Source organism: Albibacillus kandeliae (genome assembly GCF_003116585.1).
Classification (GTDB): domain Bacteria; phylum Pseudomonadota; class Alphaproteobacteria; order Rhodobacterales; family Rhodobacteraceae; genus Albibacillus; species Albibacillus kandeliae.
The window spans coordinates 324,829-345,963 of sequence record NZ_QEHM01000001.1 but is presented as its reverse complement, the minus strand read 5'-3'; the positions used below and the strand labels follow the sequence as shown (position 1 = coordinate 345,963).

The 21,135-nt window shown below is 62.6% G+C and carries 22 protein-coding genes; 12 read left to right on the top strand and 10 right to left on the bottom strand.

The window, feature by feature from the left end; all coding sequences use genetic code 11:
- Positions 1-39 precede the first annotated feature (39 nt).
- Entirely contained in the window at positions 40-273 is a 234-nt protein-coding gene (locus DDT93_RS01645) for an acyl carrier protein (RefSeq protein WP_109464046.1), read from the bottom strand.
- Between the two features lie 206 nt (positions 274-479).
- Complete coding sequence (gene fabG, locus DDT93_RS01640) at positions 480-1,217, bottom strand: 3-oxoacyl-ACP reductase FabG (protein WP_109464045.1); 738 nt, start codon at positions 1,215-1,217, stop codon at positions 480-482.
- A 33-nt stretch (positions 1,218-1,250) separates the two neighbouring features.
- Between fabG and DDT93_RS01635 the strand changes: the two genes are divergently transcribed.
- Positions 1,251-2,036, top strand: coding sequence for a DUF2726 domain-containing protein (locus DDT93_RS01635; protein ID WP_157960067.1), 786 nt, complete (start codon positions 1,251-1,253; stop codon positions 2,034-2,036).
- A 12-nt stretch (positions 2,037-2,048) separates the two neighbouring features.
- Here the strand turns inward: DDT93_RS01635 and fabD are convergent, their stop codons facing one another.
- Positions 2,049-2,981, bottom strand: coding sequence for an ACP S-malonyltransferase (gene fabD, locus DDT93_RS01630; protein WP_109464044.1), 933 nt, complete (start codon positions 2,979-2,981; stop codon positions 2,049-2,051).
- Between the two features lie 186 nt (positions 2,982-3,167).
- On the opposite strand from fabD, the gene DDT93_RS01625 reads away from it, so the two are divergent.
- Positions 3,168-4,382 carry a cytochrome b/b6 domain-containing protein gene (locus DDT93_RS01625; RefSeq protein WP_109464043.1) on the top strand — a complete coding sequence of 405 codons (1,215 nt, stop codon included), beginning with the start codon at positions 3,168-3,170 and terminating at the stop codon, positions 4,380-4,382.
- Positions 4,383-4,465: 83 nt separating this feature from the next.
- Here the strand turns inward: DDT93_RS01625 and DDT93_RS01620 are convergent, their stop codons facing one another.
- Together DDT93_RS01620 and DDT93_RS01615 are read right to left on the bottom strand one after the other, a co-directional pair.
- Positions 4,466-5,038, bottom strand: a complete 573-nt coding sequence (locus tag DDT93_RS01620; RefSeq protein WP_109464042.1) for a YceI family protein — start codon at positions 5,036-5,038, stop codon at positions 4,466-4,468.
- A 180-nt stretch (positions 5,039-5,218) separates the two neighbouring features.
- Positions 5,219-5,740, bottom strand: coding sequence for a hypothetical protein (locus DDT93_RS01615; RefSeq protein ID WP_109464041.1), 522 nt, complete (start codon positions 5,738-5,740; stop codon positions 5,219-5,221).
- A gap of 343 nt (positions 5,741-6,083) precedes the next feature.
- Between DDT93_RS01615 and rpsF the strand changes: the two genes are divergently transcribed.
- The 4 genes from rpsF (at position 6,084) to DDT93_RS01595 (ending at position 7,972) form a co-directional block, all read left to right on the top strand.
- A complete protein-coding gene (rpsF, locus tag DDT93_RS01610) occupies positions 6,084-6,437 on the top strand; it encodes a 30S ribosomal protein S6 (protein ID WP_109464040.1) in 354 nt (117 codons plus the stop codon).
- A 29-nt stretch (positions 6,438-6,466) separates the two neighbouring features.
- The gene (gene rpsR / locus DDT93_RS01605; protein ID WP_025061827.1) at positions 6,467-6,694 is read left to right on the top strand and encodes a 30S ribosomal protein S18; all 228 of its coding nucleotides are present in this window, start codon (positions 6,467-6,469) and stop codon (positions 6,692-6,694) included.
- A 12-nt stretch (positions 6,695-6,706) separates the two neighbouring features.
- The gene (gene rplI / locus DDT93_RS01600) at positions 6,707-7,318 is read left to right on the top strand and encodes a 50S ribosomal protein L9 (RefSeq protein ID WP_109464039.1); all 612 of its coding nucleotides are present in this window, start codon (positions 6,707-6,709) and stop codon (positions 7,316-7,318) included.
- A 180-nt stretch (positions 7,319-7,498) separates the two neighbouring features.
- Entirely contained in the window at positions 7,499-7,972 is a 474-nt protein-coding gene (locus DDT93_RS01595; protein ID WP_109464038.1) for a transglycosylase SLT domain-containing protein, read from the top strand.
- A gap of 89 nt (positions 7,973-8,061) precedes the next feature.
- On the opposite strand, the gene tig is transcribed toward DDT93_RS01595, so the two are convergent.
- Both tig and DDT93_RS01585 read right to left on the bottom strand, forming a co-directional pair.
- Positions 8,062-9,393 (bottom strand): trigger factor, encoded by a 1,332-nt coding sequence (gene tig / locus DDT93_RS01590; RefSeq protein ID WP_109464037.1) that lies wholly within the window; start codon positions 9,391-9,393, stop codon positions 8,062-8,064.
- 286 nt (positions 9,394-9,679) lie between these two features.
- Positions 9,680-10,555, bottom strand: coding sequence for a type IV pili methyl-accepting chemotaxis transducer N-terminal domain-containing protein (locus tag DDT93_RS01585; protein WP_109464036.1), 876 nt, complete (start codon positions 10,553-10,555; stop codon positions 9,680-9,682).
- Between the two features lie 413 nt (positions 10,556-10,968).
- On the opposite strand from DDT93_RS01585, the gene DDT93_RS01580 reads away from it, so the two are divergent.
- Positions 10,969-11,370, top strand: coding sequence for a MarR family winged helix-turn-helix transcriptional regulator (locus tag DDT93_RS01580; protein WP_157960066.1), 402 nt, complete (start codon positions 10,969-10,971; stop codon positions 11,368-11,370).
- Between the two features lie 26 nt (positions 11,371-11,396).
- Here the strand turns inward: DDT93_RS01580 and DDT93_RS01575 are convergent, their stop codons facing one another.
- The 3 genes from DDT93_RS01575 to DDT93_RS01565 are packed head-to-tail and all read right to left on the bottom strand — an operon-like array spanning position 11,397 to position 13,931.
- On the bottom strand, positions 11,397-12,038 hold the full coding sequence (locus tag DDT93_RS01575; RefSeq protein ID WP_109464034.1) for a response regulator transcription factor: 642 nt from the start codon (positions 12,036-12,038) through the stop codon (positions 11,397-11,399).
- Entirely contained in the window at positions 11,998-13,416 is a 1,419-nt protein-coding gene (locus tag DDT93_RS01570) for a sensor histidine kinase (RefSeq protein WP_109464033.1), read from the bottom strand. The genes DDT93_RS01575 and DDT93_RS01570 overlap by 41 nt, the downstream gene beginning before the upstream one ends.
- Complete coding sequence (locus DDT93_RS01565) at positions 13,416-13,931, bottom strand: hypothetical protein (RefSeq protein ID WP_232825346.1); 516 nt, start codon at positions 13,929-13,931, stop codon at positions 13,416-13,418. The genes DDT93_RS01570 and DDT93_RS01565 overlap by 1 nt, the downstream gene beginning before the upstream one ends.
- Before the next feature lie 433 nt (positions 13,932-14,364).
- Here DDT93_RS01565 and DDT93_RS01560 point away from each other — a divergent pair, with 433 nt between their 5' ends.
- From DDT93_RS01560 to DDT93_RS26350, 5 genes are all read left to right on the top strand, one after another.
- A complete protein-coding gene (locus DDT93_RS01560) occupies positions 14,365-14,778 on the top strand; it encodes a response regulator (protein ID WP_109464032.1) in 414 nt (137 codons plus the stop codon).
- 173 nt (positions 14,779-14,951) lie between these two features.
- Positions 14,952-15,497 carry a heme oxygenase-like domain-containing protein gene (locus DDT93_RS01555; protein ID WP_109464031.1) on the top strand — a complete coding sequence of 182 codons (546 nt, stop codon included), beginning with the start codon at positions 14,952-14,954 and terminating at the stop codon, positions 15,495-15,497.
- Positions 15,494-18,064 (top strand): HWE histidine kinase domain-containing protein, encoded by a 2,571-nt coding sequence (locus DDT93_RS01550; protein WP_109464030.1) that lies wholly within the window; start codon positions 15,494-15,496, stop codon positions 18,062-18,064. Before DDT93_RS01555 ends, DDT93_RS01550 begins: the two co-directional genes overlap by 4 nt.
- Positions 18,065-18,383: 319 nt before the next feature.
- Complete coding sequence (locus tag DDT93_RS01545; RefSeq protein ID WP_157960065.1) at positions 18,384-19,541, top strand: tyrosine-type recombinase/integrase; 1,158 nt, start codon at positions 18,384-18,386, stop codon at positions 19,539-19,541.
- A gap of 788 nt (positions 19,542-20,329) precedes the next feature.
- On the top strand, positions 20,330-20,647 hold the full coding sequence (locus DDT93_RS26350; RefSeq protein WP_157960064.1) for a hypothetical protein: 318 nt from the start codon (positions 20,330-20,332) through the stop codon (positions 20,645-20,647).
- Positions 20,648-21,135 lie beyond the last annotated feature (488 nt).

Here is a 21,135-nt window from a genome sequence, read left to right as displayed (position 1 = left end):
CCGGAGGGCGCCGCTTTGACGTTCAACTGACGAAGTGGATCAGGAAGCTTCCTGGATGAACTTCACAGCGTCGCCGAAGGTCTGGATGGTTTCGGCCGCGTCATCCGGAATTTCGATACCGAACTCTTCTTCGAAGGCCATCACCAGCTCGACGGTGTCCAGGCTGTCTGCGCCCAGATCGTCGATGAAGGATGCGTTTTCGGTGACCTTGTCTTCTTCGACACCCAGGTGTTCGACAACGATTTTCTTAACGCGGTCTGCGACGTCGCTCATGTCCGTTCCTCATTCATTCGCGGGCGTTGTGCCCTGATCTGCCCGTTCCCTCTCGGGGTGGGTTTGGATTCGCCCCGATTGGAGCAGTTCGTTCCCGGTATCCGGGGCCAGACAGGGCAAAGTCAAGAGCCTGCCTTCGAAATCTGCGCCGCCTATAGCACAGAGATCGACATTGGCAAACGCTTTCCCGATGGCCCCCTCACGGCCTAGAACATGGCCATACCGCCGTTCACATGCAAGGTCGAACCGGTGACGTAAGCGGCCTCGGGACTGGCAAGATACAGCACTGCGGCGGCGATCTCGTTGGCCTCTCCCATCCGGCCGGCGGGAACCTGCGTGAGGATACCCGATTTCTGGTCGTCGGTCAGCTTGTCGGTCATCGCGGTGGTGATGAAACCCGGCGCCACGGCGTTCACCGTGATCCCCCGGCTCGCCACCTCGTAGGCCAGCGACTTGGACATGCCGATCATCCCGGCCTTGGAGGCGGCGTAGTTGCCCTGCCCCGGGTTGCCGGTGGCGCCGACCACCGAGGAGATGTTGATGATGCGACCCCAGCGGGCCTTCATCATGCCGCGCAGCACGCCCTTGCAGAGCTTGAAGGTCGAGGTGAGGTTCACGTCGATGACGCTCTGCCATTCGTCGTCGGACATCCGCATGAACAGGTTGTCACGGGTGATGCCGGCGTTGTTCACCAGGATGTCGACCGCGCCCATCGCGTCGGCGGCCTGCTTGGGCAGCGCCGCCACGGCCTCGGCGTCGGAGAGGTTGCAGGGCAGCACATGGGCGCGCTCGCCCAGTTCGGCCGCCAGCGCCTCCAGCGGCTCCACCCGGGTGCCCGAAAGCCCCACCGTGGCCCCGGCCGCATGCAGCGCCTTGGCGATCTCGCCCCCGATTCCGCCCGACGCGCCGGTAATCAGCGCGCATTTACCTGTCAGATCGAACATGGGTTTGTCCTCGTTCCACGATCAGGCCCCAAAATGACCCGATTTGTTCTGTATTCCCCTGCGTATTGCACCCTGAACCCCGGTTTTCAAGAAACAGGTTTTGCCATGTGGAAGACGGTAGAAGCACGCGAGAGCGGATCGGGCCTGCTGAAGGCCCTTTTGCCCGGCAGTTCGAGGGGCACGATCGACGAGTTGATCGTCCTCGGTCTGATCGCCGTGTTCCTTTCCGCGCTGGCCGTCATGTCTGTTGTCCGGCGGCGGTCCGGGGGGCGCAGGTCTAATGGTACCACGGCCTCCAAGAGCTATTCGACGTCCAAGCGTTTCCGCCCGACTTCATATACCAACGCGAAATCGAAATCGCTCGCGGACCCCGCCTATCAGCAGTCGATCGTCCGGCAGGCGGAGTTTCGCAAGCGCCCGCTGCTGAACCGGGAGGAGTACCGCGTGTTCGAAGCCGTCGAACGGGTCTGCCATGATCTGAACAGAGGATTTCGGGTCATGGCGCAGGTCAGCCTGGGCGAGGTCATCAGGGCGGAGGCAAAGGAACCGACGCTGGAAAGGGACGCCCATGCCTCGATCAATTCCAAGCGTCTGGACATCGCAGTGATCGACCGGGAGGGCTATCTCGCGGCCGCTATCGAGTATCAGGGCACCGGCCATCACCTGCAAAACGCGTTCATGCGCGATGCCGTGAAACGAGAAGCCCTGCGCAAGGCAGGGCTTAACATGATCGAAGTGCTGCCGAGCGACGATGCCGACCACATCCGCTGGATGCTGTTGCGCCAGATCGCCCCCGAGCAGACGGCCGAGAGCGCCTGAAACGGCGAAGGCTCAGCCTTCCAGCGCGGCCTTGACCTCGTCCGGCGTGCCGACGGCCTTGCAGGCGATGCTCTTCTCGATCCGGCGGATCATGCCGGAGAGCGCCTTGCCTGCGCCGATCTCCCAGATCTCGTCGACCCCGGCGGCGGCCATCGCCGCGACGCTCTCGCGCCAGCGGACGGAGCCGGTGACCTGCTCGACCAGAAGGCGGCGGATGTCCTCGGGAGCGCTGACCGGCGCGGCGACCACGTTGGCCACGACCGGCACAGCAGGTGCCTTGATCTCGACCTGCGCCAGCGCCTCGGCCATCACGTCGGCGGCGGGCTGCATCAGCGCGCAGTGGAACGGGGCGCTGACCGGCAGCAGCAGCGCGCGCTTGGCGCCCTTTTCCTTGGCGATTTCGCAGGCGCGTTCCACAGCGGCCTTGTGGCCGGAAACAACGACCTGTGCGGGATCGTTGTCGTTGGCGGCCTCGCAGACTTCGCCCTGGGCGGCCTCGGCGGCCACGGCGCGAACCGTTTCGAGGTCGAGCCCGAGCACGGCGGCCATTGCGCCGACGCCGACGGGCACGGCCTGCTGCATCGCCTGCCCGCGGGTGCGCAGCAGTCGCGCGGCATCGGCGACAGACAGGCTGCCCGCCGCGGCCAGCGCCGAGTATTCGCCCAAAGAGTGACCGGCCACGAAGGCGGCGGACCCGAGCGTAAAGCCCTCGGCCTCCAGCGCCCGCATGGCCGCCATCGAGGTCGCCATCAGGGCGGGCTGCGCATTCTGGGTCAGGGTCAGCGTGTCGATGTCGCCTTCCCAGATCAGCGCGCTGAGCTTTTCACCAAGCGCCTCGTCGACCTCGGCAAAGACGGCGGCCGCTGCCGGATAGGCCTCGGCCAGGGCCTGTCCCATGCCGATCGCCTGCGCGCCCTGACCGGGGAATACCAATGCTCTGCTCATCGCCTGTCCTCCTGCTGTGAGTTGGGGTGGCATATCCCGCGTCCGCGCATATGGCAACGCCCCGGCGCAGCGTGGCCGGGCGCTCTGCCCTGACGCACGGTTCCTGTGCGGGGTCGCGCGCTTTGGGAGATTGAGTGTCGGGCCCGCGCCACACAGGTTCGGGGCATGACAGTCCGGAGTTCCCAAATGAACCTTTCGAACACCTCCTCCTCCTACGGGGCGGTCGCCAAGTCCTTTCACTGGCTGATCGCCCTGCTCATTCTCACCATGTTCCCGCTGGGATTCGTGGCCGACACGATGGCCCAGTCCCTGCGCGCCGGTGCTGACACCGGCGTCGACACCGTCGTGTTCCTGTTTTCCCTGCACAAGACCCTTGGCGTTGCGATCTTCTTTGTCGCGCTGGCCCGAATCCTCTGGGCGCTGAGCCAGACACGGCCGGGCCTCCTCCACCCTGACCGCAAGGCCGAGGCCTTCCTCGCCCATGCGATCCACTGGGTGCTCTACGGCTCGCTCGTGCTCGTGCCGCTCTCGGGCTGGATCCACAACGCCGCGACGACCGGCTTTGCACCCATCTGGTGGCCCTTCGGGCAGGGCCTGCCGTTCGTTCCCACCGACGAGGGCGTCGCTGCCTTTTTCGGCGGACTGCACAAGGTGCTGGTCTACGTCCTTGGAGGCGCGGTGGGCCTGCACGTCGCAGGGGCGCTCAAGCACCACGTGATCGACCGGGATGCCACGCTGCGCCGGATGCTGCCCGGACGGGTCGCGGCTGCTGCCCCGGTTGCAGCGTCGCACGGGCCCGCCCCGTTTGCGGCCGCGCTGGTCATCTGGGCCGTCGCCATCGGCATCGGCGCCGCAGCCGGTTACCTGCCGGTGCGCGGCACCGCCGCCGAGGCGCCCAAGCTGGAGGCCGCCGCGATGGACTGGCAGGTCGAGACCGGTACGCTTGGCATCACGGTGACCCAGCTTGGCAAGCCGGTCGAAGGGAGCTTTGCCGACTGGACCGCTGCCATCACCTTCGAGGAACCGGTGGCCCCGGGGCCTGCGGGCGAGGTCAAGGTTACCGTATCCATCCCCTCGCTCACGCTCGGCTCGGTCACCGAACAGGCGATGGCGGCGGACTTCTTCGATGCGGAGAACCACCCGACAGCCGAGTTTGCGGGCAAGATCGAGAAGACCGCCGATGGCTACGTCGCCACCGGTCCGCTGACGATCAAGGGGCAGAGCGTTCCGCTCACCCTGCCCTTCACGCTGGCCATCGACGGCGACACGGCGACCATGTCGGGCGAGGCAGAGGTGAACCGGCTGGACTTTGGCCTTGGCAAGTCGATGCCGGACGAGGGGTCGGTCGGGTTCACGGTCGCGATCAAGGTCGCCCTGACCGCCAGCCGCACCTCGCACTGACACCCGAACCCACCGCGCAAAAGAAAACCGCCGGGCCCTGCACAGGGTCCGGCGGTTCCTTATTCTCTATCGGTCGGGTCCGATCACTCGGCCTTGCCGGCCTCGATCGAAATGTTCAGTTCGACTTCGTCGCTGACGTAGGGAACGAAGGCGCCCATGTCGTAGTCCGAACGCAGGATGGTGCCGGTGGCCGAGAACCCGGCCCACTCGGTGCCGGCCTGCGGGTGCGGGCCGGTCTGGTTCAGAACGGCATCCAGAACGAGGGGCTTGGTGATTCCGTTGATGGTGAGGTCGCCGGTGATCTTGCCAGTGTTCTCACCGGTCACTTCGATGCCGGTCGAGGTGAAGGTCGCCAGCGGGTTCGCTTCGGCGCCGAAGAAGTCGTCGGTCATGAAGTGCTCGAATCGTGCGTCCCAGCCGGTCAGCAGCGAGTTGACCGGGATGGTGACGGTGACGCTGGACGCGGCCGGGTCTTCCTTGTCGAACATGATCTCGCCCTCAAAGCCCGAGAACAGGCCGTAGGTGGTCGAGAAGCCGAGGTGGGAGTAGTGGAACATCACCTGGCTGTGGCTCGGGTCGAGGTTGTACTTGACCGGTTCGGCGAAACCGACGGTCGCGACGGTGGCCAGCAGGGAGGCGAGTGCAAGTGTCTTCATGGGGTATCTCCTGAATTGGGATGCTGCAACTGCATTGCCCCGAATAAAGAATGCGCACCCCCTGCGCTCAACTCTTCAAAACCCCACATGACCTGTGTTCGTGCGAACAGGTAAGTGGTTGGAAAATAGAAAAAGGCGGCATTCCTGCCGCCTCGTTCGAAGTCTGTCGAGATTGGTGTCTCAGCCCGCCAGCCGGACCCGTCCGCCAAGCTGGTTGCGCAGGGAATGCCGCACCTCGGCATTGTCGATCTGGAGCCGCATCAGCAGGCTGCCGTCGACGTCGAACAGCTGAACGCACTTGTTGGTGAAGCTGGCGCTGCCAAGGCTGTCGTAAGTCCGGCGCAGGATCACCTGGGGTCGGCCACGGCGGTTCTTCTGCATCACCCGCACCTCGTGGCGGATCGGGTCGAAATAGGCGTCCGGCCGATTGTCTGTGTGATGCTGGAGCAGCAGGGCGAGGCCCGCGAAGAGGAAGATGACCGAGATCCCGAGCTTGAAGAGCACCATCTCGGTATCGCCACCGCCTACGCCGGGCAGCAGCCAGAGCGCCGCGGCGCCAAGCACCAGCAGGACGCCGGTGCCCCGGAAGATCAGCGCGCGCAGCTGCCAGTTCGGCGCGAACCGCAGCATGACCGGCGCCTCTTCGCCATACTTGTCCTCGATCTCGGTGGCTTGCTCGAAATCGCCGGGAACCGTCTTCATCTCTCTCGCCTTATTCATGACTCGTGCCGGCGATGGCATCGAACCCGGACCTGTGTCCGGTACCTGGTGCCTCGCCAGCCGCTTGGATGCCGATTAACGTAAACAAAGCGTCAAGATTTGGGCGCGCTCTGGGAATTACACGGGCAGGTTGCATCCCCCGGCCGCGCGATGCCGATGTGACGCCCACGGGCGACAGGGACAGACGGCTTGCTCCTGCGCCAAAACCGTGTATATGGGCGGCTCCTTTTGCATCTTCACCGATCCGCGCAGTCTCTCGTGGCGGGGCCGCAAAAGGACTTGGGCCCCACCTATGAAATGCGCCTTGATAGAAACAGGAGTCTACATGCCACTCTACGAGCATGTCATGATCGCGCGTCAGGACTTGTCCAACACGCAAGCCGAAGGCCTCATCGAACATTTTGGCACCGTGCTGTCCGATAACGGCGGCAAACTCGTGGATCACGAGTACTGGGGCGTCAAGACGATGGCCTACAAGATCAACAAGAACCGCAAGGGCCACTACGCCTTCCTGCGCTCGGACGCCCCGGCGACCGCCGTTCAGGAAATGGAGCGCCTGATGCGCCTGCACGACGACGTCATGCGCGTTCTGACCATCAAGGTCGACGAGCACAAGGAAGGCCCGTCGGTCCAGATGCAGAAGCGCGACGAGCGCAGCGAGCGCCGCGAGCGCCGTTGATCACAAGCTTGGGAAAAGGACACTAAACCATGGCAACGAAACCGTTTTTCCGCCGCCGCAAGGTCTGCCCCTTCTCGGGCGACAACGCTCCGGCGATCGACTACAAAGACACCCGCCTTCTGCAGCGCTACATTTCCGAGCGTGGCAAGATCGTGCCGAGCCGCATCACCGCAGTGTCGGCCAAGAAGCAGCGTGAACTGGCCCGCGCCATCAAGCGCGCCCGCTTCCTCGCCCTGCTCCCCTACGCCGTGAAGTAAGGAGAGACCGCAATGCAAGTTATCCTGCTCGAACGCGTGGCCAAGCTTGGCCAGATGGGCGACGTCGTCGACGTCAAGCCCGGCTATGCGCGCAACTACCTGCTGCTGCAGGGCAAGGCTCTGACCGCGTCGGAGGCGAACATCGCCAACTTCCAGGCGCAGAAAGCCCAGCTCGAAGCCCGCAACCTGGAAACCCGCAAAGAGGCAGAAGCCCTCGGTGACAAGCTCGACGGACAGCAGTTCGTCGTGATTCGCCAGGCGTCTGACGGCGGCTCGCTCTACGGTTCGGTCACCACCCGCGACGCGGCCGATGCGGCAACCGAAGCTGGCTTTACCGTCGACCGCAAGCAGGTCGTCATCGAGAAGCCGATCAAGGAACTGGGCTTGCACCCCGTCAACGTGACGCTGCACCCCGAAGTTTCCGTGGTCATCACCCTGAACGTCGCACGTTCGCCGGAAGAAGCCGAGATTCAGGCATCCGGCAAGTCGATCCAGGAACTGGCTGCCGAAGAAGAAGCCGCTGCCGAGTTCGAAATCTCGGAACTGTTCGACGATATCGGTGGTGCTGCCTCCGACGACGACGACAGCGCCCCGGCCGCTGCGGAAGAGGAATCGAAGGAGTAATCTCCTTCCCCTTCCAAGACGAATTGAACCGCGCCTCTCGGGGCGCGGTTTTTCTTTGGGCGGCGCATAGGCGAATTTGGCCCGATCTATCGGCGGCAGACCGCCCAGCGGGGATCTGCGCGCTTGCCGGGAGAGGCATGCTGGGTAATCTGCGCCCGTTCAACTGCTTTCGGTAGATAGATGTCGCCACTTACCCGCCGTTCCTTTGCCCTCACCCTCGTCGCCAGCCTCGCGACTTCGGCATGCGCCCAGACCGGCGCCAAGACAAAAACGGCGGGACCGCCCCTCTACCCCAACGAAACCCCCGAGATGCGTTCGCTGATCAACCAGTACGCCGATCTCTACGAGGTGCCCCGGCCGCTGGTGCAGCGCGTCATCGTCCGCGAGAGCACCCATCGCCCAGAGGCGATGAACAGGCCCTACTACGGGCTTATGCAGATCCTCCCCGCCACCGCCCGCTCGATGGGCTTCCGTGGCAATCCCGAAGACCTGCTCGATGCCGAGACCAACTTGAAATACGCGGTAAAGTACCTGCGCGGCGCCTGGCTGCTGTCGGACGGGAGCTATGACACCGCGGTCCGTCACTATGCCAGCGGCTACTACTACGAAGCCAAGCGGCGCGGCATGCTGCAGGAGACCGGCCTGCGGTCCTGAGCCCGGACGGCTCTCCAACCAAGTCCCCGACAACGAAAAAGGCCGCCCAATGGGCGGCCTTCGTGATTTCGGAGGGTGTCTGACCCGCCTTATTCGTCTTCCAGGGCTTCAACGGCCTTCTGCAGATCTTCTTTCGAGATCGGCTTCTCGGTCACTTCTGCCAGTTCGAAGACGTAGTCGACGACCTTGTCCTCGAAGATCGGAGCACGCAGCTGCTGCTGCATCTGCGGGTTCTTCTGAACGAATTCAAAGAACTGACGCTCCTGGCCCGGGTACTGGCGTGCCTGGCCCATGATCGCCTGGGTCATTTCCGCATCGGTCACTTCGACCTCGGCCTTCTGGCCCAGATCGGCGAGCAGGAGGCCAAGGCGCACGCGGCGCTCGGCCAGCTTCTTGTGCTCGTCGGTGGTCTCGATCGAACCGTGGTTGTGGTCGTGCACGTCCGGGTTTTCTTCGTGCCACAGCTGGTGCGCGATCTGGCTTGCTTCCGCATCGACCAGGCTCGGCGGCAGGTCAAAGCTGACCAGACCGTCCAGCGCGTCGAGCAGGGCACGCTTCTGGACCGCGCGGGCGGCACCGGCGTACTCGGCTTCCAGACGCTCGACAACCTGACCCTTCAGGGTCGCGAGGTCTTCGGCGCCGAACTTCTTGGCCAGCTCGTCGTCGATCTCGGCAGCCTTGGGCGCCTTCACTTCCTTGACGGTGCAATCGAACACGGCTTCCTTGCCGGCGAGGTGCGCGGCGCCGTATTCCTCGGGGAAGGTCACGGTCACGGCTTTCTCTTCGCCGGCCTTGACGCCCACCAGCTGCTCTTCGAAACCGGGGATGAACTGGCCCGAGCCGAGCACCAGCGGGTAGTCTTCGGCGCTGCCGCCTTCGAAGGCTTCGCCGTCGACCTTGCCCACGAAGTCGAACACGACCTGGTCGCCATTCTCGGCGGCTTCGCCTTCGGCACGCGCCTCGAAGTCCTGAGCCGATTCAGCCAGGTTGGAGAGAGCTTCGTCGATGTCCTTGTCCTCGGCCTTGACGACCAGCTTTTCCAGCTTGACCGACTTCAGGTCGACTTCCGGGATTTCCGGCAGCGCTTCGTAGGTCAGTTCGACCTGCACGTCGTCGCCTTCTTTCCAGTCCTCGTTGGTCATCTTGACCTCGGGCTGCATGGCCGGACGGTCGCCGCTGTCCTCGAAGTGCTTGGACATTGCGCCGTCGATGGTTTCCTGCATGGCTTCGCCCAGCAGGCGCTGGCCAAACTGCTTCTTCAGCAGCGGCATCGGAACCTTGCCCTTGCGGAAACCCTTCATTTCGATCTCGGGTTGCGCTTCGGCCAGTTTCTCGTTGACCTTCTCGTCCAGCTCGACGGCCGTAACCGTGATCGCGTATCCGCGCTTCAGACCGTCATTCAGGGTCTCGGTGACTTGCATGTGCTTCCTCGCATAAAGTGACAGGCCGCCAGAGGGCAGCCTGATGAATTTGCGCCTTACTAAATTGGGGATTGGGGGGGATCAACCCGGAATCGGCGGATCGGCGCAAGCGGGCGCTGGTCAGCGCATCATTCGGCCGAATGCGGGTGCCAGACCGGGGCCGGTAGCATCCCCCTGCCGAAAGGGAAGCGCCGCTTCTACGAAGGAGAGATGCTGGGCCCGGGACTCAGGCTACCGGGGAGATGCCTCGGTATTCGGTCGTTGCGGTCTTCGGCCACCTCGCGCCTCAGAAATTCTCGTACATCCAGACCGCATCGTTCATCGCGTTCAACGCCTGCGTCGTCAGCGTCAGCAGGCGAGCCTCTTCCTTCGACGAGATACCGGCGCCACCTGCCATCGCGTCGATCAGGGGCCGGGCCTCCTGCCATAGCCCTTCGACGACCGACAGCTGATCCCAGATCAACTCGTCCGGCGGTTCGATCACGCCGTTGGCCGGATCGCCCGACACCAGCTGCTGGTGCGAGGCTTCGAACAGGGCGATGGTCGCATCCGTCTCCGCACGTTCTTCCGCCGCAGCGATGCCCGAGGCCGCGAGGCAAGAGGACTTGGCCGCCCTCTGGATCAGCATGCGTTGCCGACCCGCGAGGTTGATCACCCGGGCGAGGTCCGGATGCACCAGCCCCTCTCCATAGCTGCGCTCCATGACGCCGACCGAGTCGTTCATCCGGGTCAGCAGCACGAGGTTGGTGGACTGGAGCGCCGGGAGCCCCTCCCCGCCGCCCGCAAGCAATGCACCGACAACGTCCGAAAACTCGGTCCAGGCGGCATCGACGGCGTCGAGACTGGCCAGAACCTCGGGCTGATACTCGCGCGGCAGACCGAGATCGGGGTCGCCGTGCCGGAGCCCGGCCAGGGTGGCACCGAAGAGATTGATCGCCTTGGCCGCAGCCGCCCGGTTCGCGTGGGGGGCAATCCCGCGTTCGGACATGCAAAGCAGCAGGGAAATCCGCTGCGACAGCATGCGCTGACGCCCGGCGAGGTTGATCTTTCGCTTGGCCTCGGCCGCCGTCATCTGGACATCCGCCGCCCGGGCGGGCCCCAGCCCGTCCGGCAGGGCGAAGGCAAGCAGGCAAACAAGGAACAGTCGGACAATGGGCGGCATCTCATCCCCTCGCGGCTGAATCGGGTCACTCTCGCGTCATCTATGGCGCAGATATCTGAACGAGTGGTTTACGCCCCCGGGACCGGTCAGGGTCTTGCCGTTCAGAGCATGCCACCGACTCGTGGTCCGGGCTCCGGACCGGCGCGGGAAGCTGCGCGAACAGCGGCAACGGCAGACAAACGCCGAAAATTACGCTTTGTTTGCACGTAATTGCCAACTTATCGCGGGGTAATCGCAATTACTGCGTGAATTTCCTTCCCAAAACACTCGGAAATGAGGTACCGAAATTGGAAGGAGAGAGGCTAATAAAGTAGACATCGGAAATGCAGATCGAAGGGGACTCATTTCGCAGTTCTATCTTGTATTGGTTGCGCATCCTCGAAGAGCGCGCCAATCAGGAGTTCGTTGTCGCAATGGGTGGAGGTAAAGCTGTGGTGGCGCGATGGCGCACGCTGTCCGTTCTCGCCGAGCTTTCGGGGATAACGGTGACCGAGCTTTCGGCCCATACACAGATCGAGAGGACCGCGCTCAGCCACCTGCTCACACAGCTGGAAAAGGAAGAGTTGCTCAAGCGGGTGCCCCGCAAGGACGACCGGCGCATCCTCGAGGTGCACCTGCTTCCCTCGGGCCGCGACCTGTTCGAGAAGATGCTGCCGGTGCGCCGCCGGGTGTTCCGGCAGGCCGCGGACGGGCTGGCCCCGGACGAGCTTGAGCTGATGATGGCGACCACCCGGCACCTTGTGGAAAACCTCGAACGCTCCTCCGACGACCGGCAGAGCCGCAGGGTCCGGGAGCCCGCCGACGCCAAGGGCTGACGCGGCGGTCGCGGTTGGCTATCCAGCTAGGGGTCCTGCGGCCAGCTGCCGGCTCCCAGGGCTGCGGCGACCCTCGCCGCCTCGACCCGGCTGTTGATGTTGAATTTCCTGTAAAGTTCCTTGATGTACTGGTTGACCGTATGTTCGGAGATCGCCAGTTGGAACGCGATCGAGCTGGTCCTCTCGCCCTGCCCCAGCAGCCCGAGCACCTGCCTTTCGCGCGGGGAGAGGTGGACATCCGGCCTCTCTGCCTCCTCGGGCCGCGCCTGCCGCAGCCGCCGGACCAGCGCCAGCTTGTTCCGGATCGTCAGGTTCAGGATGTCGAGGTCGATCGGCTTGGTCAGGTAATCGTCCGCTCCGCAACGCAGGCCGGTCAGGCGCGGCTCGCGGTCGGACAGGGCGGTGAGGAAGATGAAGGCGGTGTGTTCGCAGAGCAGCCCCGCGTGTCTTAGGTCTCGCAGCAGGTCGAAGCCGTTCTTCGTCGGGATCATCACATCGCAGAGGATGATATCGGGGCGGCATGTTGCCAGCAGGCGCTCGGCCTCGTCGCTGCTCCTTGCGGCCAGCACCCGGTAACCCTGCCCCGCCAGTTCTTCGCAGAGTTCCTCGCGCAGGGCGGTTTCATCTTCAATACACAGAATTTCCGCATTTATTTCCGATGGATTCATCCTGGCTAATCTTCCCGAATGGCAAGGTCACAATAAACTCGGTCCCGACACCTTCTGACGAACGAAAGCTGATTTCGCCCGAATGCAGCGCGACGATGTCCCGCGATAGGCTAAGTCCTATTCCAAATCCCGGGAGCATCTGAGCATTCGAGGCGCGATAGAATTTTTCGAACACTGCGGAGTGGGATTGTTCGGGAATTCCGACTCCCCGGTCGATAATACGCAGCTCGGCGGCGTCTCCGAGACTGCGGGTTAGCACGCGGACCCCGGCTTCTGCCGGGGAGTACTTGACTGCGTTGCCCAGCAGGTTGAGCACCACCTGCTCCAGCAGCACCGGGTCGGCATCGACGGCAAGCGCCTCCTCCGCCAGCTCACCGCAAAGCCGGTACGACGGGTGGGCCTCGGCGGTCTGGTCCAGCGCGCTGCGCACGACCTCGTTCATGTCGATGGGGCGCAGCGCGGGGCACATCTGTTCCTCGGCAAGGTTCACCGGAGACAGGATGCCGCGCAGCAACCGTTCGAGGCGCTCCGCGGCGCTCAGGATGCTTTCGAACTTGCGTTTCAGGACATCGGGCGCGGCGGGGTCCTCGGCGCGCAGCTGCCGCTGGGCGATCATGTGGATCACCGAGACCGGCGTGCGGAACTGGTGGGATACCATCACCACGAAGCTGCGATAGACGTCGCGCGCGCGTCGCTCGAAGGTCAGCGCGGTTTCGAGCTCGCCGGTGCGCTGCGCGATGGTTTCCTCCAGCATGGCCTGATGCTGTACCAGCTCACGCCGCGCAAGGTCCGAGCCGCGCGCGTAGCGCAGGAGCTGCAAGGCCATCGCCAGCCCGGTCAGGAAGGCCCCCGACACGGCGGCCAGCAGCAGGTTCATCGCCGATTTCTGGTGGTCGCTGTAGTCGGCGCGCCACTGCCGCTCGGCCAGCATGGTCCGGTTCGACAGGCGCCGCAGGACGTCGGAGAGGGCCGTGAGATCGTCCTGCAGGTCTGCCGACCGGGCGACATCATCCATGAGGGACTGCGCCGGGTCGAGGCGGGCGAGGACCGACTGCGCCATCCCGATGTCTTCGGCCTCGCCGATCTCCTCGAGGAACCGCAACTGCGGCCCCTCGCCGAGCAGCGCGATGCGGCTGTGCAGGAGGTCGAACTGGAACGCGACGCGGTCGCGGCCCTCCTCCGTGTCTTCGGTTGTCGCGAGGGCGGCCTGCAAGCGGTAGAGTTCGCGCTCGGCCTGTGTGGTTGCCCAGAGATTGCGTTCTCCCAGCGCGCTGTCCAGCGTCTGCTGGATGTTGAACAATTCTACCAGCGCATAGACGAAGATCGCGACGAACACGGTGATGGTGACCCCCGCCACGAGGAACGAACTGCGGGCCATCAACGGATATCAATCTCGCACAGCTGCCAGATCCAGCGCTCGTCGAACCGCATGTCCTGCAGTTCCGGGTATCCGTCGCGGGGATAGACCAGCCAGAGCGGCCCCTTGTCGCGGACCTGCATCCGTGCGCCGTTCCTGACGCGGGCGAGGATCGGGCCATGTTCCCAGGCATCGCGCGCGGGCATTTCGATCTCGAAGTCGTTCAGTGCCCGCATCCGCAACCGTCGTGATGCCAGTTCTGCGGGAGTCCGACCCGTCAGCAGCAGGACGTCGCGCAGGTAGGGCCCCGCGAACCGCTGGAGACCGTCGGTCCATGCCGTATGGGTCGAAAGTTCCTGCCAAGGCAGGTCGCCGAAGTCGTCTTCGCCGAGAGTGATCTCGGACCCGGCGGTGTCGCGCAGGACCAGGAGCCCTCGCGCCCCGGCGCGGGTCCCCAGCGGGGACATGCCCACCGAAAGCCCGAGCCCCAGCACCATCCGGCGCCGCGAAATGGCTCCTGCGGTCAGACACGTCATGTCGAAGCCCCCTTCGTCACAAGGTGATCCGATTTTAGGGACAGGTTTCGGGAGGGCAACCGAAACCGTGATCAGAGCGTAGCTGAATGGCTCGCGTCATTGCGTATCGGGCACCTCTGGTCGTCAGGACGGTTCGCGCCCCCTTGGCCGGGGCCTCCCCTGCCTAACCCGGTGCCGGGGGAGCCGGTATTCCCCATTTCTGGGGAATTGCACCGCCCCCTACGCCCCGACAGGTTTTGAGGGAGCAGTCAGGAACCACAGGCCATGAGACCAAGCCAGTACCCATCAGGCGAGCCCCGAAGGCGGCTCTGACACATGCACTCCCTCCCCCACGGCAGATAGGTCCGGTTGCCCGGCCCCACATGCCACCCGCCGGCCAGACGACCCTGGCCGGCGGGACCAATGAACACCTCTCCAAGAACAAGAGGCGGGCATGCTCGAAAGAATCCTTCACATCGAAGAAAACGAGGACATTCGTTTTGTCGTCTACATCGCGCTCTCCCATCTCGGGGGGCTCGACCTCCTGCAGTGCAGGACCGCGAGAGACGCGCTGACGGCGGCCCCCGGCTTCAGGCCGCAGTTGTTGTTGCTGGACGTGATGAACACCGGCGTCAGGGGCGAGTCCATCTGGCGCGACCTTCGCGACATCGCCGGGTTCGGGGACGTTCCGGTGATTTTCCTCACCGCCTGCGTCGAACGCGACATGCTGGACGAGTTGACGACGCTCGGCGCCCTCGCCGTCATCGCCAAACCCTTCGATCCGATGACCCTGCCCGACGACCTGAGGCAGCACTGGCGCCGGCATAGGGTCAGTGGTCCGGAGAGCGGTACACCGCTGGAAAGGTAGTGTCCGGGGAGGTCCGCTCGCCCCTGAGGTGAACACGAAGAGTGAAAATTCTCACGTGGTAAATAATCTTTCTTCGTGAGAGATTATCGAGGAACCTTTCCGCGTCCCGGACGTTAAGCAAATCGGACGAGGCACGGGCACGAGATGACACGATCAACACCGAAAGACAGTCGATGCTAGAACCCCCTGGCGAAAGGGCGGCGCACGAATTCAGGTCGAAACTACGCGAGGCGACCGCCGAGCAGCACCGGAGGCTCGATGACCGGATCGGTGCGATCGACCTGTCGACCGTTCGGGGCCGAACGGCCTTTCAACGCATTCACGAGATTGCCAATGGCCGGGTTCTGGCCGCATGCGGCGGACAGGCGGCCGAGGCGACGGGGTACCTGACCCGGTCGACCGGAGAGGCTTCCGGCACCACCGCGGGCACAACCGCCTCCGAGGACCATCTTCATCCGGACGCGGTGGCCTACGTGATGCTCGGCTCGCAGCTTGGCCTTGCCTTCATCCGCAAGGCCCTGCCCGACGCCCATCGGACCGGCGTCCTCCAATCCGAACCGGACATTGCGTCCTGGCGGGGTTTCCTTGCCCGGATCGCCGCCAACCCGCCACAGGGGGACCTGCACGACAGGATCCTGACCGACAGCACGCGCGTCTTCGACATCTTCCTTGCCGCGGCCGATCAGACCCTCTCAGCCCACGAGTTCCAGACAGAATGAACGAGACCTATATTCCGACCGATACGCCGGTTGACCTGACCAACTGCGATCGCGAACCGATCCACATTCTCGGCAACGTGCAGTCCTTTGGCAGTCTGGTCGCGATCTCGGCGGACTGGATCGTCCAGCACGCCTCGAAGAACTGCGGCCAGGTGCTGGGCCTTGAAGCCGAGGAGATGATCGGGCTGCCGCTGAAAACCTTCCTCCCCGCGCAGACCATCGAACGGCTGCGCCAGCGGCTTGGGGCGAATTCGCACGAGAATGCGGTCATGCGGCTGTTCGGCATGGACGTCTTCGGGGACGGTCGGCTCTACGACATCAGCGCCCATCAGTCCAACCTGAGCTTCATCCTCGAATTCGAGGCCAAGTCGCGCGGCGCCCAGCATGATGAACTGGCGATCGTGACACCCATGATGCGCCGGGTCGCCGCCGAAAAGGACCTGCTGGGCGTATCACAGGCCGCGGCACGACAACTGCGGGAACTGGCAGGTTTCGACCGAGTCATGGTCTACCAATTCGGCCCCGAGGGCGATGGCACCGTCATCGCCGAGGCAAAGGCCGAGACGGATACCGAGACCTACCTGGGCCTGCATTTCCCGGCCTCGGACATTCCGCGGCAGGCCCGCGAACTTTACAAGCGCAACCATCTGCGGCTGATTGCCGACGTGGACGACGACGTCTCGCCGATCTATCCGCAGTTCAGCCCCGAGGGCGAGCCGCTCGACCTCTCTCTGGCCGTGACCCGCGCGGTCTCGCCCATTCACCTCGAATACCTGCGGAACATGAAGGTCCGCGCCTCGATGTCGGTCTCGATCATCATCCGGGGCGAACTTTGGGGTCTGTTTGCCTGCCATCACCGTGAACCGCTTTACGTCGACTACGAGCGGCGGACGGCCATCGAGCTGCTGGCCCAGTTCTACGCCTACGAGCTGGAGCGACGCGAAGCGCGCGAGGTCTCCGAGACCATCGGGCGCGCGCAGAAGCTGCACGACCGGCTGATGATGAGCCTGAGCTCGGGGGACGACCTTGCCACCGGATTCCGCGGCATCGCCAAGGAAATCGGAAAGGTGATCCCTTATGACGGGATCGCGCTCTACCTCGGGGACCGTTACGTGACCATCGGCGTGACCCCCGAAAAGGAGGATTTCCAGACCATCGTCCGGTTCCTGAACACAGCGGCGGCCTCGCGGGTCTATGCCACCGACCACCTCGTCGCGCGGCTGCCCTCAATGGCCCACGCGGTCGACAGCAGCGCGGGCATCCTCGCCATCCCCATCTCGCGCCTGCCCCGGGACTACATCGTGCTGTTCCGCACCGAGGTTGCACGGCAGGTGACCTGGGCGGGCAACCCGCACAAACCCGTCGAGGTCGGCAGCTTCGGCGCCCGCCTAACCCCGCGCAAGAGTTTCGAGGTCTGGAAGGAGGACGTCGCCAACCGCAGCGCCAGCTGGTCGCCGACGTCGTTGCGCGCGGCCGAGGCGATCCGCGTGACGCTTCTGGAGGTGGTCCTGAAGCTCTCGGACGAGATGAACATCGAACGCAAGCGCGCGCAGGACCAGCAGGAACTGCTGATCGCCGAGCTGAACCACCGGGTGCGCAACGTGCTGGGGCTGATCCGGTCGCTGGTGGCGCAGTCCAGGAAATCCTCGCGGACGATCGACGAATTCTCATCGGCCATCGACGGCCGCATCCAGGCGCTGGCCAAGGCCCACGACCAGCTGACCGAGACCGAATGGTCGCCCATCGCCTTTGCCGACGTGGTGAATATCGAGCTCAAGGCCTACCTCAACGAGGACCGCGAGCGCGTCTCGATTCTCGGGACGCCGATCAAGCTGGCGCCGGAGGCCTTTTCGACCATCGCGCTGGTGTTTCACGAACTGGTCACCAATTCGGTCAAGTACGGGGCGCTCTCAGCCCCGCATGGCCGCGTCACCGTCGAGGTCGACAAGGCCGAGGGCGGCATGGTCAGGATCGCCTGGAGCGAGACGGGCGGCCCCGCCGTCAAGCCGCCGGAACGCCGCGGTTTCGGCACCACGATCATCGAAAAGTCGATCCCCTTCGAACTCAAGGGCCGCGCGTCGATGCAGTTCGCGCTGATGGGGCTGCAGGCAGAGTTCCACATCCCCGAGCGCTTCGTGACCGAAATCAAGGCGCATGAGGTTCCCGCCGTACCGGTCGAGGCCCCTGCCCCCGCCCACGCTTCGGCATCGCTCTCCGGCACCGCCCTCATCGTCGAAGACAACATGATCATCGCGATGGACGCCTCCGACATCCTCGAAGACCTCGGCGTGGACAACGTCCACACCGCGTCAACCGTGGCCGAAGCCCTGCGCATCATCGAGTCGCACCAGCACAGCTTTGCCGTCCTCGACGTCCACCTCGGCGCGGAAACCAGCCTGCCCGTCGCCCAGGTGCTGAGATCGAAGAACGTGCCCTTCATCCTCGCCAGCGGTTACGGCAGCCAGTCGGAGTCCCTCGCGAAGTTCCCCTCCGCGACCATCGTGTCGAAACCCTTCACCGCCGAGTCCCTCACGAGCGCGGTGATGGGGCTGTGGAAGAGTGGGTAGGAGGTGGGGGGCTGTGGTGGGCCGTAGCGTTGCTGGGCTTCGGACGGAGTTGCAGCCTATTCGAGGGAAGTTTGTTCTTTGATTCTGGTGCCCCCACACGGACTCGAACCGCGGACCTACTGATTACAAATTAGATTTCATAGGCGAACATCATTCCATGCCATACCGGTTCTTTTGGAGTGAAACGGCTATAAAACATTATAAATCAACGCACTAAACAACATCCAAGCGCCTTCCATTCCGCAGCTATACTGGCTACTCTGGGTGATACGGTGGCTACTTTTTTGGCTACTACAACCAAGCAACCTAGGTGGACGCTATGACCCGCGCCTTTCTCGCCGCTCAGTACGTGAGAGACCTTCCCCTTACTGACGAGGGACAACAGTTGATCTACGACACAAAGCTCCAAGGCTTTGGGCTACGTGTCGGAACGACTCGCAAAGCCTACTTTTGTGAGGGACGAACTGGCGGGAAGAAGCGTAGAGTAACGCTAGGATCAGCAGATCAAATTCCCATCGAGACGGCCAGAAAGCTCGCCAAGAAGGCGATGGCAGAGATGGCAGACAACATCGACAGGAACGCAGATCGGAAGCGGGCCCGGAAAGAAGCCATACCCTTAGCACAGGCGTCCGAAGCATTCTTCCGCGCGAGAGAACTACGACCAAAGACGAGATACGACTACGAGCGTGTCTTACAGAGGCACTTCTCAGACTGGCTCGACCGCCCCCTGCAAGAGATCACACCAAATGACACGGTGGTGCGCTTCGATCATATTTCAGTCACATCCGGCAAGGCATCCGCCAGCCTCGCTGTCCGAACTTTCAGTTCAATCTGGAACTTCACACGCCATGCGTATGCTGACGAGGATGGAAACCCGATCCTAAGAGAGTGCCCTACCCAGCGTATCTCCGCGCTCAAGAAGATGCACAAGCCGGTGCGACGGCAGGAGTACGTCAAGGACTTCGGTCGCTTCTTTTCAGCCTTGGAGTCGGTTCAATCCTTTGATTTCAAGATCTACTTTGAGCTACTTGCTAGGACAGGCGCACGTCGATCTGAGATATCCAATCTGCGCTGGCAAGACGTCGATCTGGAACACCAGATGTTCGTATTCCGAGACACTAAGAACCACCGCGACCATTGGTTGCCGATGAGTGAACAAGTTGAGCGCATGTTCTTATTACTCAGACAACGATACGGCGAAGGACCTTACATCTGGGGGCAAGCCCCTTTGGGAGATCCTAGAAAGAGCCTAGCATCATTCCGAAACGCCTATGGAGCGCCACTGCGAGCACACGACCTGCGAAGAACATTCAGCACTCTATCGGAACGGTTAGGCATTCCCCACTACTCAATTAAGCACCTCCTCAATCATGTGACCGATGGCGACGTGACTGGCGGCTACATCATACATGACCCCGAGCGCTTACGACCCGAAATTCAACGCATTTCAAATGAAATCGACGCTTTATCGCTCTAATACCATTACCGCTTGACTTGTCCCATCATGAGAATATTTAAATAGCTCCAATGATCGTTCCACGGAGGGAATCTCGATGCCTTCCACGCCTGCTGCGGTGGGTCTGGATTGCGGAGAGGCGGTCACCAGAAGAAGCGCACTGCGCGCATGGTGAAACCCTAAACGTGGAGGCCCCAACATGGCCCCGATCAGCAATACTACTCATAGCGAATCCGAACGACCGAGTCTGTCCCCCAGAGAAGCAATAGAGTATTCCGGAGGAGCGCTCTCCTACGAGATACTTAAGCGCGACCGCACCACTGCGGAGGCAAACGGAACTCCCCCTCAGATACCATTCTATCGAATTGGCCATCGAACGGTTAAGTACCGACCTTCGGACATCGACACCTACCTTGCCTCTTGTCGCGTGGAATGAGGGCGAGACCATGCAGGACTTAGATTTTGTATCAGAGCCCGAATGGCCCCATTCAGAAGTATGTCCACGTTACAGTCTTTCATTGTTTGGCGGAGAGCCAAACCAAAGCCTTGCCGCTTCGGTTCTTGTGCCACGGGACTTCGGAAAGTCCCCGAACCTAACGACACGACTAGTGATCCGACACCTTATTTGGCGCCTTCATGCGGGCCAAGTGAGGCACAAACGAAAGAACGACCCTAAGTTTGGGCGATACCGCTACACCTGGGCAACACATGCGGAGCTGGCCGCTGAACTGGGACTCTCGGAGCATCAGGTCAAGCGGGAGCTACAAGCGCTTGTAAAAGCGAACGTGGTATACCGAGCTCGGCGGGGAATGAGCGAACCCAACAGCTATCGCCTCACAGATGAGGCGTTCAAGCTTCTGCAAGCACTGCAACATCCGGTCCTTTACTACAAGTTGAACAGACCCGAAGAGCTTGTGAGGGACTTTTCGCGCTTCTTCTCTAAGTGGTTTCCGCTGTGGATCGGGTCTGAGACGACGAAGATCGAAATCGCTCTTTGGCATAAGAACGTGGTGAGTTCGGCGGCTTTCTCGGACAGCGACTGTGCAAATGTTTGCACGAAAATCTGGAAAGCCAGCCACGAAGCCTTCATCGAAAGCAAGGAAGGCAAAGCATGGGTTCCGTTGTGAGCACGGCGCAAATCTGCGCCATTCGACAGCGCAGAGGTGCGCTCTTTGACCGCGCAATTTTGCGTCATGCGACGGCGCAGAACTGCTCCATACTGATCAAGACTAAGATCAAGAGCTAAGAACTAGAAAAGAGAACTGGTGCCTTTCTTCGAAAGCTCACCCTTCTTCGAGATGTTTGCTATGTTCGAAAATCCGAGAGAGAGAAATTAAGATGGCATATACATTTGAAACGGCCCTAGATGATGAAGACATCACCGTGGTTCACGAAGACAAGTCTCGAGGCGTCTTTGTAGTTCGCGTTGGTGTCCTGACCACTAATGTTACAATCAACTTGGCGCGACAGTTGGACAACCAACGGACTGAGTTTCGGGTTTCACACGCAATCAAAACCCCTCTCCAAACGGATGCATATCGGACAAATAATCCTGTAGGGGATTACCCTGAGTATGCCCTCCATCGGGCGATATCTGGGCTGACACCATACTATC